The sequence below is a fragment of the Acinetobacter sp. YH01024 genome, assembly GCF_013420195.1.
Lineage (GTDB): Bacteria > Pseudomonadota > Gammaproteobacteria > Pseudomonadales > Moraxellaceae > Acinetobacter > Acinetobacter amyesii.
On sequence record NZ_VOYQ01000022.1, the window covers coordinates 26,093 to 40,704 of the forward strand.

At 39.6% G+C, this 14,612-nt stretch carries 16 protein-coding genes; 5 read left to right on the top strand and 11 right to left on the bottom strand.

The genetic code is table 11. The features are described from left to right. Positions 1-14 precede the first annotated feature (14 nt). Positions 15-1,616 (bottom strand): PT dipeptide repeat lipoprotein, encoded by a 1,602-nt coding sequence (locus FTT88_RS10575; RefSeq protein ID WP_180173908.1) that lies wholly within the window; start codon positions 1,614-1,616, stop codon positions 15-17. A gap of 70 nt (positions 1,617-1,686) precedes the next feature. Beyond that, positions 1,687-2,082: a hypothetical protein gene (locus tag FTT88_RS10580; RefSeq protein ID WP_078192198.1), complete on the bottom strand. Its 396-nt coding sequence runs from the start codon at positions 2,080-2,082 to the stop codon at positions 1,687-1,689. A 152-nt stretch (positions 2,083-2,234) separates the two neighbouring features. Between FTT88_RS10580 and FTT88_RS10585 the strand changes: the two genes are divergently transcribed. The 3 genes from FTT88_RS10585 (at position 2,235) to FTT88_RS10595 (ending at position 4,926) form a co-directional block, all read left to right on the top strand. Further along, complete coding sequence (locus FTT88_RS10585) at positions 2,235-3,431, top strand: cupin-like domain-containing protein (RefSeq protein ID WP_180005062.1); 1,197 nt, start codon at positions 2,235-2,237, stop codon at positions 3,429-3,431. 66 nt (positions 3,432-3,497) lie between these two features. Beyond that, positions 3,498-4,310, top strand: coding sequence for a DUF6502 family protein (locus FTT88_RS10590; protein WP_180173909.1), 813 nt, complete (start codon positions 3,498-3,500; stop codon positions 4,308-4,310). Then, positions 4,288-4,926, top strand: a complete 639-nt coding sequence (locus FTT88_RS10595) for a hypothetical protein (RefSeq protein ID WP_180005060.1) — start codon at positions 4,288-4,290, stop codon at positions 4,924-4,926. Before FTT88_RS10590 ends, FTT88_RS10595 begins: the two co-directional genes overlap by 23 nt. Positions 4,927-4,987: 61 nt before the next feature. Here FTT88_RS10595 and FTT88_RS10600 read toward each other — a convergent pair whose 3' ends face one another. From FTT88_RS10600 to rpoD, 6 genes are all read right to left on the bottom strand, one after another. Beyond that, a complete protein-coding gene (locus FTT88_RS10600; RefSeq protein ID WP_180005059.1) occupies positions 4,988-6,409 on the bottom strand; it encodes an APC family permease in 1,422 nt (473 codons plus the stop codon). A gap of 265 nt (positions 6,410-6,674) precedes the next feature. Beyond that, positions 6,675-7,859: an iron-containing alcohol dehydrogenase gene (locus tag FTT88_RS10605; protein WP_111885299.1), complete on the bottom strand. Its 1,185-nt coding sequence runs from the start codon at positions 7,857-7,859 to the stop codon at positions 6,675-6,677. 3 nt (positions 7,860-7,862) lie between these two features. Beyond that, complete coding sequence (locus FTT88_RS10610) at positions 7,863-8,396, bottom strand: hypothetical protein (RefSeq protein WP_168378113.1); 534 nt, start codon at positions 8,394-8,396, stop codon at positions 7,863-7,865. Between the two features lie 76 nt (positions 8,397-8,472). Beyond that, positions 8,473-9,132, bottom strand: a complete 660-nt coding sequence (gene lipB / locus FTT88_RS10615; RefSeq protein WP_168378112.1) for a lipoyl(octanoyl) transferase LipB — start codon at positions 9,130-9,132, stop codon at positions 8,473-8,475. A gap of 157 nt (positions 9,133-9,289) precedes the next feature. Next, positions 9,290-9,577, bottom strand: a complete 288-nt coding sequence (locus FTT88_RS10620) for a YbeD family protein (protein WP_078191448.1) — start codon at positions 9,575-9,577, stop codon at positions 9,290-9,292. A gap of 127 nt (positions 9,578-9,704) precedes the next feature. After that, positions 9,705-11,594, bottom strand: coding sequence for an RNA polymerase sigma factor RpoD (rpoD, locus tag FTT88_RS10625; RefSeq protein ID WP_078192191.1), 1,890 nt, complete (start codon positions 11,592-11,594; stop codon positions 9,705-9,707). A 399-nt stretch (positions 11,595-11,993) separates the two neighbouring features. Here rpoD and FTT88_RS10630 point away from each other — a divergent pair, with 399 nt between their 5' ends. Together FTT88_RS10630 and FTT88_RS10635 are read left to right on the top strand one after the other, a co-directional pair. Beyond that, positions 11,994-12,203 (top strand): PA3496 family putative envelope integrity protein, encoded by a 210-nt coding sequence (locus FTT88_RS10630; RefSeq protein WP_078191373.1) that lies wholly within the window; start codon positions 11,994-11,996, stop codon positions 12,201-12,203. A gap of 67 nt (positions 12,204-12,270) precedes the next feature. Next, entirely contained in the window at positions 12,271-12,795 is a 525-nt protein-coding gene (locus FTT88_RS10635; RefSeq protein WP_078191372.1) for a YecA family protein, read from the top strand. 80 nt (positions 12,796-12,875) lie between these two features. On the opposite strand, the gene FTT88_RS10640 is transcribed toward FTT88_RS10635, so the two are convergent. The 3 genes from FTT88_RS10640 to FTT88_RS10650 form a co-directional block, all read right to left on the bottom strand. Then, a complete protein-coding gene (locus tag FTT88_RS10640; protein ID WP_180005058.1) occupies positions 12,876-13,292 on the bottom strand; it encodes an ABZJ_00895 family protein in 417 nt (138 codons plus the stop codon). A 141-nt stretch (positions 13,293-13,433) separates the two neighbouring features. Continuing rightward, positions 13,434-13,844, bottom strand: a complete 411-nt coding sequence (locus tag FTT88_RS10645; RefSeq protein WP_180005057.1) for an ABZJ_00895 family protein — start codon at positions 13,842-13,844, stop codon at positions 13,434-13,436. A 21-nt stretch (positions 13,845-13,865) separates the two neighbouring features. Beyond that, positions 13,866-14,477 carry a DedA family protein gene (locus tag FTT88_RS10650; RefSeq protein WP_180005056.1) on the bottom strand — a complete coding sequence of 204 codons (612 nt, stop codon included), beginning with the start codon at positions 14,475-14,477 and terminating at the stop codon, positions 13,866-13,868. Positions 14,478-14,612: the final 135 nt, after the last annotated feature.

Here is a 14,612-nt window from a genome sequence, read left to right on the forward strand (position 1 = left end):
AGATACCTCATGAATTAATCAATTAAATTAAAGTCACTCAGTTCTGTTTGTAGATGTTTTGGATTATTTGCAAACAGCAGTTGACCGCTGGTGTATAACCAACCCAATTGACCTTGCTGCTGAAGACGTTTCAGTAAGACGTCGTTAAATGTCGACGTTGCAAAGACAGTTTCACTAAAGACTTTAAACTCACCGACATTAGTGTTTTCGCTGTCTTTCATAAACAGCATGCCGTTTTTGGTGGTTGAACTCATATCTAAAGCACGGCTGACTAAGCGGTAACCGTCTTTAGCTTGCTCATCGATCATCTCCTGTAATTTTATGCTGCGCTCTACACTATTGCTGCCGGTTGGGTAAGTTTTATAGCGATAGCTGTAAGTGCCATGGTGTGCGCTGCTATTTATACAGGTTGCAACTTTAGGACTATTTTGTTTGCCGTTCAGAACTTCAGGTCGTAAACCTGTGAAATAGCTTTTGAACTGAATAATACGGCAGCCTTGGGCACCCAGTGTATTGAGCATAGTTTCCAGTTGCACTGGGTCTACGAGCGGGGAAACATAGCCGCTGTCGTAAGTATATGTCGCGGTATCATTTTCCTTCTTAATAAAATAATCTTTGAAATTCAGGGTATTGGTTGGTCTGACGCTATGCAAGTATTGATAGCCTGATTTGCCTTTTTCATTTAACTGATTACGCCATGTAAAATATATGTCAGCGATAGAGGGTGCTGTACGGTCTGCCACAATATGATTGAAACGCGTATTTTCATTGGCAAGTTTCATGTAGCTATTAACATTACCATTGTCCAGGGTTTTAGTATCATAGCCAATTAACTTATAACCGCTTTGTCCCATTGTATTGAGCTGAGCCAAGAAGTTTACTGTGTCGGTCGTATTAATAAAGCTCTCAGACTTAAAAACTGCAGTTGTGATTTTGGTTTTCGGTTTTAAATTGGTGAAGAATTCATTGGAATTTTTTGTATAGCAGCGGCTGTCCTTGAGTGGGTCGGTAATTAGACCTCGTTGCATGATGATATAGCTTGGATTTGAAATCGTCGCGTTAATTACACAGAAAGAATGATTATTTAAAAAAGTTAAGACACGGTTGCTCGTCGCGCCACCTCTGACTGGTTGAAACTTAATCGAATGATATTCAAAGTTATTTAGTGTTGCAGCCGGCTGTATTTCACTCATGACCATGTCATGAAGTAATTGATAGCGTTTGGAAACAAATTCACCGCTGCAAGTTTTACTTGAACTATTGTGTACCGCATATTTTAGTTCTTCGTTCACTGCACTGACTGAGTTTTCACTGGTTTTATGAATTGAAATTTGTGGTAAATCGCAATTATTGTTACCGAGGGCAGAATTCCCTTGAATCCATTCTCCTGTGAATTTATCCGCTACAGTTGTTGGCGTTGGCGTTGGCGTTGGCGTTGGCGTTGGTGTTGGTGTAGGTGTAGGTGTAGGTGTAGGTGTAGGTGTAGGTGTAGGTGTAGGTGTAGGTGTAGGTGTAGGTGTAGGTGTCGCGCCATCATCATTGGAGCTTGATCCACCACAGCCCACCAATGTCGTAAATACAGCAGCGATAATGCTGATTTTGTGATTATTATTCATGACTAGTGCTCAATAGAGTGAAGTTGTTATGTACGGCTGATGCAGTTGTATAAACTTTTAAAATCTAGATTTATTGCACAAGGTGTGACTCAATCCAGCCATTGCCATGTTCTGTAGTGACTTCGATCAAACCTGTTTTAGTCATGTTTCCCGCAAAAATAATGTCTGCATTTTTTGACAGTTTATTAATGACTTGGCTCGATTTATCGGCAGTTTGATAAAGCGGTAGATTATTAATTTTAGGTCTGAGTTGCTGTCCCATGCTGAAACCATTTGCAGCATAATTTGAGTTAGTCGTGGCCCGACTACCTGTCCATTCTTTTGCGGTATTCGATACTTCTTTGGATGTTTCATTAAATTGATTCAGCGTATTTCTTAAATCACGCATGGTATCGGCAAAACCTGCATATACCGGTATTGAAGCTAAAGACAGACTGCTAACAATGACTAAATGACGAATTTTCATGAACTTTCTCCTTTACTTTGTTATGTCATTCCGCGTGATATTTGACGGATTCATAACATTCGCGGTGTTTAAATAATTATAAAATGCGAAAATTTAGCATTTTTAAAATAGATCATTTATACTTCACTTGTAAAGAGGGTGGAGTGGTGAAGATGAATGTAGAAAGCCAGAGTGAACATCTAAAGCAAAGTAAAAATTGGTATCAGTCCTTACCGACGGAATGGCAAAATTGGTTGAATGAAAATATTGAAAATGGTTGCGATGTACAGAAAATAAGTCTAATTTTACAATCACATGGATTAAGCCCAAGGGCGGATCAATACTTATTTTCTGATGCAGATCAACTTTCAGAACAGCTGCAAAATGAACTTTTGGAATACAGTCTTGAGGGCTTAGAGACAGATGAAATTTTAGAAAAAATTAAGCAAAAAAATATTTCAAATCATTTAATCATTCAGTTTCTAAAGCGTGTAAACAATAACGTAATTTTTAAAAAACTGAAGCAAGTACAGCAACAGCAGAATAAACAGCGTTGGCTATTACAGGTGATGGGTCAATTGAATCAATTGAACGACCATATTCCATCCACAATCGATTGCATAGAAACACCTGATTTTGAAACATTTATAGAGCGGTATTATAGCCAGATGCGACCAGTCATTTTAAAAGGTGGGATACAACATTGGCCTGCATTGCATAAATGGAGTCCTGATTATTTTGCACAGCATTTTGAAAATGAGTTGGTTGAAGTCCAGATGCATCGTGAGCAGCATCAAGATTTTGAAAAAAAATCGGTACAATTGAAACGTATTATTTTGATGCAAGATTTTGTCGCACAAATTAAAGCCACTAAGCACAGCAATGACATTTATTTAACTGCGAATAACGCCGCTCAAAATAAGCAATTCATGCAAAAGATTAGTGAAGATCTAGGTGACTTCGCCAAAGCTTATTGTCAAAAAGAGATCAAAGATCGACATTTTTTATGGTTTGGCCCTGCAGGCACATTTACACCACTGCATTATGACTTAACCAATAATATGTTGGCACAAATCTATGGACGTAAAAAAGTGACTTTGATTCCTGCATGGCAAATGCCGTATATGTATAACGATCATTGGGTATTCAGTCAGGTTTCAGACGTCGCAAAGGCTGATCTAGTAGCCTATCCACTGTTAGAAAATGTGACACCGTTCGAGTGCATTTTGCAACCAGGGGAAACCTTATTTATCCCAATTGGTTGGTGGCATAGTGTTGAAAGTTTAGATATCTCGATCAGTGTTTCTTTTACGCATTTTAATGTAAATAATCATTTTTTTACTGAATATCCTCAAGATCTCATCAGATAAAAATTGTGAAGTAGATTAAACAATGCGAAAATTTCACTTATGCAGTCTAATTTTCATGGCAATTCAATGAGCAAACTTCTCACTAATGAGGCAGATCAAAATTTACAGCAAGTATTGGTGCTGATGAATGAGCTGAGCCAATGGCTGATTCGCTCAGGTGTGGGATATACCGAGTTTACTGCTGCATTGAAACCGGTTTTTTTCCAACAAGCTGTACAAGAGTTAGAGCGTATCGATCAAAAACCGACGATTTCCGCGATCAGTTTACTTTCTGGCCTACACCGTAAAGACGTGACTGCTTATAAAGAAGTGATTTCTGAAGGTAAGGATTTGACCGAAGCGACTGTTTCGGAGCCGATTAGTGTGCCATCACGTGTGATGGGTTTGTGGCTTGCAGAAGGTTGGGGGGATTCTTTACCATTTAGCAGTGAGTCAGAAAATAGCTTTGAAATGCTGGTGAAAAGAATTTCAACAGAACGTCATCCGCGTTCAGTACTCAACGAGCTTATAAGGCTTGAAATTGCGACAGAAAAAGATGGGCAGATATATTTACAACAGCGTCGTTTTATTCCTGATCCTTCGCAGTTAGAAGCACGTAAAATTTTAACACGAAATGTTCAAGCGCATTTAGAAGCGGGTTTGCATAATTTATTGAATCCTGATGAAATACCTTACTTAGAACAAGCCATTTGTGCTGACGAATTAACAGAAGAATCGATTAATAAATTACATGAAATGAGCTTAGAGCTTTGGCAGAAATACTCACTACAACTTTTAAAACTTGCCGTGGAGCGTTGCGCAATGGATGACGGGAATCCTGAAGCAAATCGTGCATTTCGCTTTGGAGTTTATCAACATGATGCGAAAATTAAATTTTAAGACTTTAACCCTTTGTGGCTTGATCAGCGTTTTAGCGGGTTGTGACATAGAGTTTTTTCGAAGTGGTGGGGTTACAATTGAAGGTACAGGTGATCCAATCATTGATATCGGTCATGCAGGGGATGGCCGCGGAACAATTATCTTGGGGACACGATATTTAGAGTTTTCAGCTTCCGTGCAGGATTCTTGTTATGGCGTGGAACGTAAATTAGCCTTCCTCAATCCATTTGATCGTCAGTCGATTGACACAAAAACGTATGTAGAAATACCTGCTGCCCAAGCGGATCTTAATTCGCAAAATGTTCAATTGATCTTAAAAAATACCAATAGCGTACCAGTCACCATTCATTTGCAATGTGATATGCCATTAACCATGCAATTATTCGAGCAGGTTAGACCATATTTTCCAAAACAAGTATGTGATACACCTATAGATATCAAACTCTATCCACAACAACAGCATATATTTGAAGCAGCTGTAAATTTAGAGACTGTTGAAGATGGTATATGGTCACACGGTGATGGAGCATCGGTTGAATTAAAAGGCAATACACCAGACAAGTGTGAAGAAATTTCAATTCAATTTCAGCAATCTAGAAAATCCATACAACCTTAATTGGTATATTTAAAACAAAAAAGGCGCTTTAAGCGCCTTTTTTGTTTAGAGATAAACTTGATTAGAATTTATCATCAAATTCGTTATGTTGCGGCGCAGGGTGTTTAAAACCTTTGGTTTTGTATGCTAAATAACCAACACCAATAACAGCCCAAGCTAGTCCTAGTTTAAGTGCCATCTCATCAATTTCTAACCACATTAGGAATACACTGGCAAAACCAAGTGTAGGAATAATCACATAGTTAATGATTTCCTTTAATGATTTAGTTCTTCCATCACGTAATGCATAACGTGAAATTACAGAAAAATTGACAAAACTGAATGCAGTTAATGCACCAAAGCTGATTAGGTTAACAATATGCTCAAGATCAAGGAAACCCGCAGTAAGTGCAACTACACCAACAATTAAAATATTATAAGTTGGTGTGTGGAGTTTAGGGCTAATATGACCAAAAATCTTTTTGTTAATCACACCATCACGGCCCATGACATACATTAAGCGTGATACACCCGCATGTGCCGAAATACCTGAAGCAAGAACGGCGATAACTGCAAAATAGAGCACTAGATTTTTGAATGCAATACCAGTAATTGCGGTTAAAATTGTTGTGTTGCCAAGCGCTTCCAGCATTACCGGTTGTGATTCATCCAATGGATTAAAATACAAATTTGCATTGCTAGGGAAAAATAGCTGGATAAAATATGTGCTGACAATAAATATAATGCCGGCAATTAATGCGGTTGAGAAAATTGCTTTAGGCAAGGTTTTTTCAGCATCTTTGGTTTCTTCCGCAAGTGATGATAATGCGTCAAAACCTGTGAAAGAAAAACACAAAATTGTCGCACCGCCAATTAAAGCACCAATCGTGGTCATTTCATTCCAAAAAGGAGCAAGTGACCAAAGTCCAGCTTTATCTGGATTTAAAGTGCCATCTGCATAAACACCTTGGGTAAGGAGTAAGTAAACTTCATAAACAAAGTAGAAGATTACCCCTAACTGTACGAACACTATAGTACTGTTAAAGCGAGCGACAAAACGTGAACCAAATAAATTGATGACCGTCATAATTACAGTCAATCCAATTACCCAAATCCAGTTATTTACATCTGGGAATAAGGCTCTTAGATAAATATCTGCCAAGATAATGTTGACGAGAGGTGAAAGTAAATAATCTAGCCAAGATGACCAGCCAACCATGAAGCCAACGTTTGGGTGAATGGATTTTTGAGCATAGGTATACGCCGAACCCGATGATGGATAGCGGCGGATCATATGTCCATAACTGATTGATGTTAAAAGAATGGCCACAAGTGCAAAAATATAAGAAGTTGGGACATGTCCTTGACTTCCGTCTGATACCAAGCCAAAAGTATCAAATAAGGTTAGAGGCTGAATATATGCCAGACCAATAATGATGATATGCCACAGCACAAGATTTTTTTTCAGTTTTGCTGCAGATTGAGTCCCAGAGTAATTTGTCAACGGCGTTATCCTCTTATCGTTGATCAAGGATCAGTCATATTCTAAGGATCGTTTGAGACGAACGATCCCCCCTACGTTTTAAAACAAAAGTGCGCCAATCTACTCCAAATTGGTACATTTTGTCAGTAACTTTGAAATTATTTTTAGCAGAAATTATGCCAGTTTGATTAAAAAATAACTGATATTGCGTTCTGCAAGTGAAAAGCCCGATGTTTAAAAAAACATCAGGCTTAATTTTTCGCTATATTCGCTTATTTTTCAGCAATTACCAAGCTTTTTTTAGAATAGTTTTGAGGTCTTCTAAGCTGGCTTCTTTAGGATTATAAATAATCGATCCATCATTCAGTGCTTTCTCTGCCACTTCATCTAATTGAGCTTCAGTCACTTTACCTGTTTCACTCAAAGTACGTGGTAATTTGGTCAAACTAAACAAGCGGTCACGCATGGCTAAAAGCGTTGAAATAGCTTTTTCAGCGCGGAGGTTGGCCGGTGTTTGTGCATAAATATCAGGACCAGCCAGTGGTAATAGCAATTCAGCAATCTTATCGCCATTCACTTCTTTGTTGTATTCCAACACATACGGCAAGAATAAGTTCATGCATAAGCCGTGGGGCAGGTGAGCGACTGCACCCAGCGCATGACCTAATGAATGCACTAAACCGACCATTGAGTTCGAAAATGCAATTCCTGCCATCGTAGAGGCTTGTGCAAGTTCTAAGCGCCCATGTGCATCGCTGGTATTATCTAATACACCAAATAAGCTATTGCTAATTTTCTTGATTGCGGCAGTTGCATAGGCATCTGAAATCGGGTTCGCCGCCATGCACGTATAGGCTTCAATGGCATGCGTCATCGCATCCATCGCTGTCATTGCTGTAAGATGAGGCGGCAAAGTTTGCGTCATACGTGGGTCAAGAATTGCTGCATGTGGCATCAAATAATTCGATGCAAAAGCCATTTTAACATTCTTTTCAGGGTCAGAAACCACAGCGACCATAGTCACTTCTGAACCTGTCCCTGAGGTTGTTGGAATCACAAAAAATGGTTTTAAAGGTTTAGGTAAGTTGTGCGCACCTGAGTATTTCAGTAAGTCATCACCACCTTCAGATACCAAGATGTTGGTTGCTTTAGAGGTATCAATCACTGAACCGCCACCGACGGCAATAATGGCATCACATTGGTTGTCGCGGTAAAGTTGAGCCGCTTTACGTACGGTTTCTAGACTTGAGTCTGGCGGAACATCATCAAAAATATAGCCAATCACCGTCTCGGTACTTTCAAATGCCGCTTCAATCGGTGCAAGTAATTGATTACTGCGAACGCCTTTGTCAGTAATGATCATGGGGCGTTTAGCACCTAAAGTAGACAGTTCGAATGGAATGTGTTCTAAAGCAGCATGGCCAGCAATCACTTTTACAGGACAGAAAAATTCGTAATATGGTTTAGCCATGTGTTATGCGCTCCGTTTTAAATAAGACTGGGCTACTTTTAAATAAATATTTGCAGCACCGCTCAGTTTTTCTTTTAGGCTTAAATGTGTTGGATATTCTTTGACAGCCAATTCAGCCACCAATTTAGGTAAAATTAACGCTTCCATTTTGTTGAGACAACGCACCAATCGGATTGCATAAGACAAATCACCATCGGCGATCATGCGGTCATTGGCAAAGGCTTGTGCGGTACTTTCTTGAAATGAGAAGACCAAAAAGGCATGACTCAAATGCTTAAACGTAATGGTTAAGTCAGGCTTTTGAGTGCCGGGTGTGAGGAGTTTGAGTTGGTGGTCTTCCGTGACTTGCGCGACAAATGCAGCACCATTTGGAAAAACATTCATAGATAAAATAAAATTAACTGGAAATTTAGCAACTTCTTGTTTAATTTCTTCATCGACCTGGCTCGCCATGACCAGACCTCTGCCAATCACATCCATCATGAGTTTGACATAGGCCTGCTGGAGCGCGGGTTTAACGGATTTAGTTGCAATCACGTGTACATCCCTTATCTATAATTATTAAATTTAGAGCTTTTACTCTAAATTATTTTATTTGAGAAAGCAAAGTCTTTTATAGTTGTTTGACTGTTACGTCTTTAAAGTAACCACTGTTTTTCAAAGTATCAATGATATCGACGCATAAGTTTTCAAATTTAGGGTAATCTTGCACCAAATCTTGTATACGAACCATTTCTAATCCAGCATAGCCACATGGATTGATGGTATGAAACCCAAATAAATCGCAATCAATATTCAGTGCTAAACCATGATATGAACGGCCTTTACGAATTTTAAAGCCCAAGGAACCAATCTTTCGTTCATTGACATATACACCCGGTGCATCAGGCTTGGCATAAGCTTGAATACCATATTTGTTCAGCAAATCGATCATGAGGGTTTCGGCATACGAAACCAATGTACGAACATTCCATCCCAAACGGTTTAGGTCAAACATGAAATAAGCCACCAATTGACCCGGCCCATGCCAAGTGACTTGCCCACCACGGTCTGTTTGTACCACAGGGATGTTACTATGCACCAAAATATGTTCAGGTTTGCCAGCTTGCCCCTGAGTTAATACATCGGGATGTTGCAAAATCCACAGTTCATCAGGTGTGTTTTCATCGCGCTGTTCAGTGAGTGTTTTCATCTCTAAAAAGCGGTCTGCATAAGGGGTCAGGTGGTTATATTGACGAATAATTAATTCGGGTTTTTGAACAGTTTCAGTCACGTATTTCGTGTCCTTTTCTATCAAAGTTATGTATGGATTATAATGAATTAAGCGTATAAAAGGGGGTTAAATACTGAATACTTGAGGGGATCACTATTGTATTTAGACATAAAAAAACACGCTCTAAAGCGTGCTTTTTTTAATTGCATCAACAGAATTACAGCGCAGTACGAATGTGTTTACAAGCTGCTAAATCCGCATAGACCGCATGTACTTGTTCTAACTCTTCAAAACGTAATTGAGCAGTAATTGAATGATATTTACCTGTGCGAGATGGCGTCACCGTCATTTTGCTGCCATCAAAATCAGGAAAATGTTTAACAAAAATTTCATTCACTGCTAGGCGAAGTTCTTCACCTGCATTACCAATCAATTTAATTGGGTAGTCCATAGGGAAGACCCAAAGATGCTCTTGCAATTCACGTGAAGGAGCGCGATTAGTCATATCAGTCATGGGACACCTCATTATTTAAAAATACCTGCAATGAGCAGGTATTTGGAATCATTTGCTACATGCTCATAATATGGGGTGGAAAACCCCATATTCAAGCCTGCATTGTCCTAGTTATAGGTTAGTCATTCTCAAGGAATGAACGCAAATGCTCTGAACGTGATGGATGGCGAAGTTTACGTAAAGCTTTCGCTTCAATCTGACGAATACGTTCACGTGTTACGTCAAACTGTTTACCCACTTCTTCCAGAGTATGGTCTGTTGGCATATCGATACCAAAACGCATTTTCAAGACTTTTGCTTCACGTTCAGTCAAGTTTTCAAGAACTTCACGTGTTGCTTCTTTTAAGCCTTCAGACGTTGCAGCATCAATCGGAGAGGTGATGTTGCCGTCTTCAATGAAGTCACCAAGATGGGAATCTTCATCATCACCAATTGGTGTTTCCATTGAAATCGGTTCTTTCGCGATTTTAAGCACTTTACGAACTTTCACTTCGTCCATTTCTAGACGTTCACCTAATTCTTCAGGTGTCGGTTCACGACCCATTTCTTGAAGAAGTTGGCGAGATACACGGTTGATCTTGTTAATGGTTTCGATCATGTGTACTGGAATACGAATAGTACGTGCTTGGTCGGCAATCGAACGCGTAATCGCCTGACGAATCCACCAAGTTGCATAAGTAGAGAATTTATAACCACGACGATACTCGAATTTATCCACCGCTTTCATCAAACCAATGTTACCTTCTTGGATCAAGTCGAGGAATTGCAAACCACGGTTGGTGTATTTTTTCGCAATCGAAATTACCAAACGTAAGTTAGCTTCAACCATTTCCTTTTTCGCACGGCGAGCTTTCGCTTCACCAATCGACATACGTTTAGAAATGTCTTTGATGCCTTTAACATCTAAACCAAGTTCTTTCTCGATGTCAGCGATTTTTTGTTGGAATGCCAGAACGTCAGGGCGGACTTTTTCAAGATAGCCTTTCATTTCTGCAGGTGCTTTAGCAATTTGTTCATCTAACCAAGCAAAGTTAGATTCTTGACCTGGGAAAGACGTACGGAATTGAGTACGGTCCATACGACCACGACGTACTGCATAGCGCATAACTTCACGTTCAGAAGTACGGATTTGGTCATGGGTATTACGAATCAAATCAGAGATGATGTCGAATAAACGTGGCGTGAATTTGAACATCATGAACACAGTTGCAAGTGCTTCAAGTGCAGCAGCAGCTTCTTTACTGTTACGCCCATGTTTTTCAATTGCAGCTTTAGTGACTAACCATGCTTGTTCAAGCTCAGTGAAACGTGCTTTAGCAATTTCAGGATCTGGACCAGATTCGCCTTCAGAATCATCATCACCTTCAGACTCTTCTTCTTCATCGTCATCATCAAGTTTGACATCTTTAGTTGGCTTGTTGGTTGACGCTTCATCTTCATCGATCTCAGAATCATCTTCATCGATCACTTCTGGGATGGCTTCGTCAGATTCTGGATCTAAATAACCAGAAAGAATATCAGCTAAACGGCGTTCACCCGCTTCATAATCTTTATATTCTTGTAATACAACTTCGACTGCATTTGGCCAATAAGCAATAGAATGTAAAACGTCACGAATACCTTCTTCGATGCGTTTTGCAATGCTAATTTCGCCTTCACGTGTCAAAAGCTCAACTGTACCCATTTCGCGCATATACATACGCACAGGGTCAGTGGTACGACCGGGTTCATTTTCAACAGATGCAAGTACAGCAGCGGCTTCTTCTTCAGCAACTTCGTCAGTCGCTTCGCTGCCACCTTCAAACATTGTATCGTCAGTTTCTGGTGCACGATCATGTACCGGAATACCCACGTCATTCAACATCTGAATGATGTCTTCAATCTGTTCACTTTCAGTGATTGAGTCCGGGAGATGATCGTTAACCTCGGCGAAAGTTAGGTAACCTTGCTCTTTGCCTCGGCTAATCAGAGCCGCTACTTGAGAAGTAGGGGAAGTCATATCGCTCATCTTTGCTTACTCTTCGTTGAATCTGTGGCAGTAAAAAACCGTGCATTTTAGCACGATCGTCTCATTAAATCTTGTGAATAGCTGGTTTATCCCATTAGGACGGTACAGCATCAAGCTGTCCAATGAGATATTAAAAATTTAAATTCAGTAATTTAGGTGGGGCTGAAATTGTTGTTTTCAAGTTCATCCCATGCATCGATTATTTTATGGGTCAACTGTGACTGTCATAAAAATGAAGGACGCAGGGTGGATTATATCATGCCACAGGTTTTGGTAAGAAAAAAAGCCCTATTTTTAAAGTTTAGATGTTAAAAAAACAAATAAAACTTGACAATATTTTATATCCCATATAAATAGCGGCTAGACCCCTTCAATTTTTTTCATTATGAGGTAGTTTTGGTGTCTTCTACAGATTTTGAACTAGATGATAACTACGGTGATGATGATGTGAATTTCGATGAGGCCAGTGCAAAAACTAGCGCGAAAGAATCGTTAGAAAAGCGCCGACTTATTGATGACCTTCTGGCTCAGCGCCGTCTTGAACGTGAGCTTAAAGATTTTGATTACGACATCGACGATGACGATGATTTTGATGACGAAGAAGACTAAATAGCGATTCAGCATAGCGCTTGAAAATGCTATGCTTACGCATTAAGTTTCTAACTCTGGATTTGAAATGAGTGCTTTAGATTTAGACCTTTTGAGTGACTATCTAGACGGCGATGACAACGAGCATGGTCTAGATTTTGCAGCGACTCATGGTTTTTTGTGTGCAATTGCAGTAGGCCCAGCTTTTGATAAATGGCTAGACGAACTTTTTGATAACAATCAGAAAAAAGTACCTGCTGAAATTATTGCGCAAGTAAAAGCATGGCTCGAATCGATTCGTCAGAATCTTGCCAATGAAGATGGTATTGAATTTCCATTTGAAATTGAAGAAGCCGATGTTGAATCAAGTCTTGGTGACTGGAGTGTTGGCTTCGTTGATGCTATGTTCCTAAACGAAGATGCATGGTTCACCGACGAGTTTGAAGAACAATTGGTTGATTTAACTTTGCCAATCATGGTGTTCAGCGGCATTGATGAAGAAGATCCACAAATGGAATCTTTCCGTCGCAATGGTCAGTTGATGGATGAACTTGCAGAAGAAATCCCAACCAATTTGAACGAATTATATTTGATGTATCACACACCAAATTAATTTCGACGAAATTTAAAAAAAGCACCTTGGGGTGCTTTTTTTAGCGCCGTACTTTTTTAATTCAAAATCAATCTTAATGCTTAACTGCGTTTGGCTTTTAAAAAGCTTTTCGCCATCCATCCAAAAGATAAAGCCAACACAAGATAATGGATCAGTAGCGTAAAGCTGATAGCAAGCAGCCAGACCCAAGCGGGTAATTGCGTTAGCACCATTTGAATAAAGGCTTGGGTTTCTGGGAAGATCAACAGACAAATGACGGTCGCGACGACACTAATCAGTACGGAAGCTAAAATACAGCTCCAAATCAAAGTTCTCTTTTCAGACTTATCTGGCACTCGCTGATGGTCTTTGACAAAGCTAGATGCCGCAGCAAAACCGCCCACAATGAGACAGGTAATAGATGAACCACCGGGTAAATCAAAGAAAGACTCGATGGCTGCGACAGCGACCATGGCGAGGGCATAAGCAATGCTAAATGTGATGATGTATTTTTTCATTATTTAATGTTCATGTTTTATTTAATGTTCATGTTTTCGTTTTATAAAGAGCGAGTATAGCTTGCCCGAAGTTTCTTCACTGAATTTTAAGTTTCAGTGAAGGGTATTGATTCAAATTCTAACGGAATAAGTTAAAAAAATTTATAATTTTTTAGCGCAGTAGTCTGCATACCAACCGTAGGCAATATGAAATATCGTGCCATGAATGGCGACCAAACAAAGCATAACCACAGCAGTTAATCCGATGCCTGCATTATCTACAGACTTCATAATGCTTTCGGCATTGGGATTCATCAGCACCAAGAACAGCACAAAAAAACTACCAATGATGATTGCAACAGCACTCGAGCCCCAAACCAGTTGGATCTTTTCATGGTTGCTCGGCACACGTTGTTCTTTCTTTACAAAATGCCCAACACTAATGAATGCACATGCCACCAATGTAGGAATTAAGGTGATACCGCCAAGATTTAATCCAAAGATTAATACGGTAATCAAAAGCACCAAGGCAATGCTATAAACAGCAGCAAAGTGCAGGAGATAGTGTTTCATGAAAGCCCCAAAAACAAAAAATTAACGATGTCGACGTTGATGTCGGCGATACAAAATCCAAGCAATAATGATGACTGTGATCAGAATAATCACATGTCCAACTTTACTAAATATTTGCTGCATTAACTGCTGGTTTTCACCTAAATAAAAGCCTACACAGGCTAAAAAGGTGGTCCAAATAATCGTGCCTAAACCACTATAAAACATGAACTTCCAAAATGGCATGCGGCTCATTCCCGCAGGAATACTAATGAGAGAACGCACAGCTGGAATCATCCGGCCAAAAAATACAATGCGGTGACCGTATTGCTCAAACCATGCTAGAGATTTTTTTACATCTGCCGATTTGATAAATAAATACTTTCCATAGCGATCGACGAAGTGAAAGATGGATTCATGCTTAAATTTATAACCAATCCAATATAGCAATGCAGCCGCCAGTAAAGAGCCGACACAACCTGAAATAATGACACCAATGAGCAGTAGTTGACCTTGGGAGGCAGAATAGCCAGCCGAGGGCATGATGATTTCTGAGGGGATTGGGGGGAAGACATTGTCAAGGAACATGAGTAGGGCAATACCGAGATAACCCAATTGTTCCATGATTGAAATGATCCATTCAGTTAAAGTCATGGTAGCTAAGGCAGAGAAAAGGTGTATTTATCCTATGTTGAAAAGCGCAGTGGGTAAAGTTCCGTTTTAGATATTCCTGAAATCACCTAAGCAAAAACAATAAATATTGAGTTCATCTTGTATTAAGTAGCATGT

Excerpts from the sequence above, each read along its gene's own strand:
- FTT88_RS10575 (WP_180173908.1), bottom strand. The coding sequence starts at position 1,616 with ATGAATAATAATCACAAAATCAGCATTATCGCTGCTGTATTTACGACA.
- FTT88_RS10580 (WP_078192198.1), bottom strand. The coding sequence starts at position 2,082 with ATGAAAATTCGTCATTTAGTCATTGTTAGCAGTCTGTCTTTAGCTTCA.
- FTT88_RS10585 (WP_180005062.1), top strand. The coding sequence starts at position 2,235 with ATGAATGTAGAAAGCCAGAGTGAACATCTAAAGCAAAGTAAAAATTGG.
- FTT88_RS10590 (WP_180173909.1), top strand. The coding sequence starts at position 3,498 with ATGAGCAAACTTCTCACTAATGAGGCAGATCAAAATTTACAGCAAGTA.
- FTT88_RS10595 (WP_180005060.1), top strand. The coding sequence starts at position 4,288 with ATGATGCGAAAATTAAATTTTAAGACTTTAACCCTTTGTGGCTTGATC.
- FTT88_RS10605 (WP_111885299.1), bottom strand. The coding sequence starts at position 7,859 with ATGGCTAAACCATATTACGAATTTTTCTGTCCTGTAAAAGTGATTGCT.
- FTT88_RS10620 (WP_078191448.1), bottom strand. The coding sequence starts at position 9,577 with ATGACTAATCGCGCTCCTTCACGTGAATTGCAAGAGCATCTTTGGGTC.
- rpoD (WP_078192191.1), bottom strand. The coding sequence starts at position 11,594 with ATGAGCGATATGACTTCCCCTACTTCTCAAGTAGCGGCTCTGATTAGC.
- FTT88_RS10635 (WP_078191372.1), top strand. The coding sequence starts at position 12,271 with ATGAGTGCTTTAGATTTAGACCTTTTGAGTGACTATCTAGACGGCGAT.
- FTT88_RS10640 (WP_180005058.1), bottom strand. The coding sequence starts at position 13,292 with ATGAAAAAATACATCATCACATTTAGCATTGCTTATGCCCTCGCCATG.
- FTT88_RS10645 (WP_180005057.1), bottom strand. The coding sequence starts at position 13,844 with ATGAAACACTATCTCCTGCACTTTGCTGCTGTTTATAGCATTGCCTTG.
- FTT88_RS10650 (WP_180005056.1), bottom strand. The coding sequence starts at position 14,477 with ATGACTTTAACTGAATGGATCATTTCAATCATGGAACAATTGGGTTAT.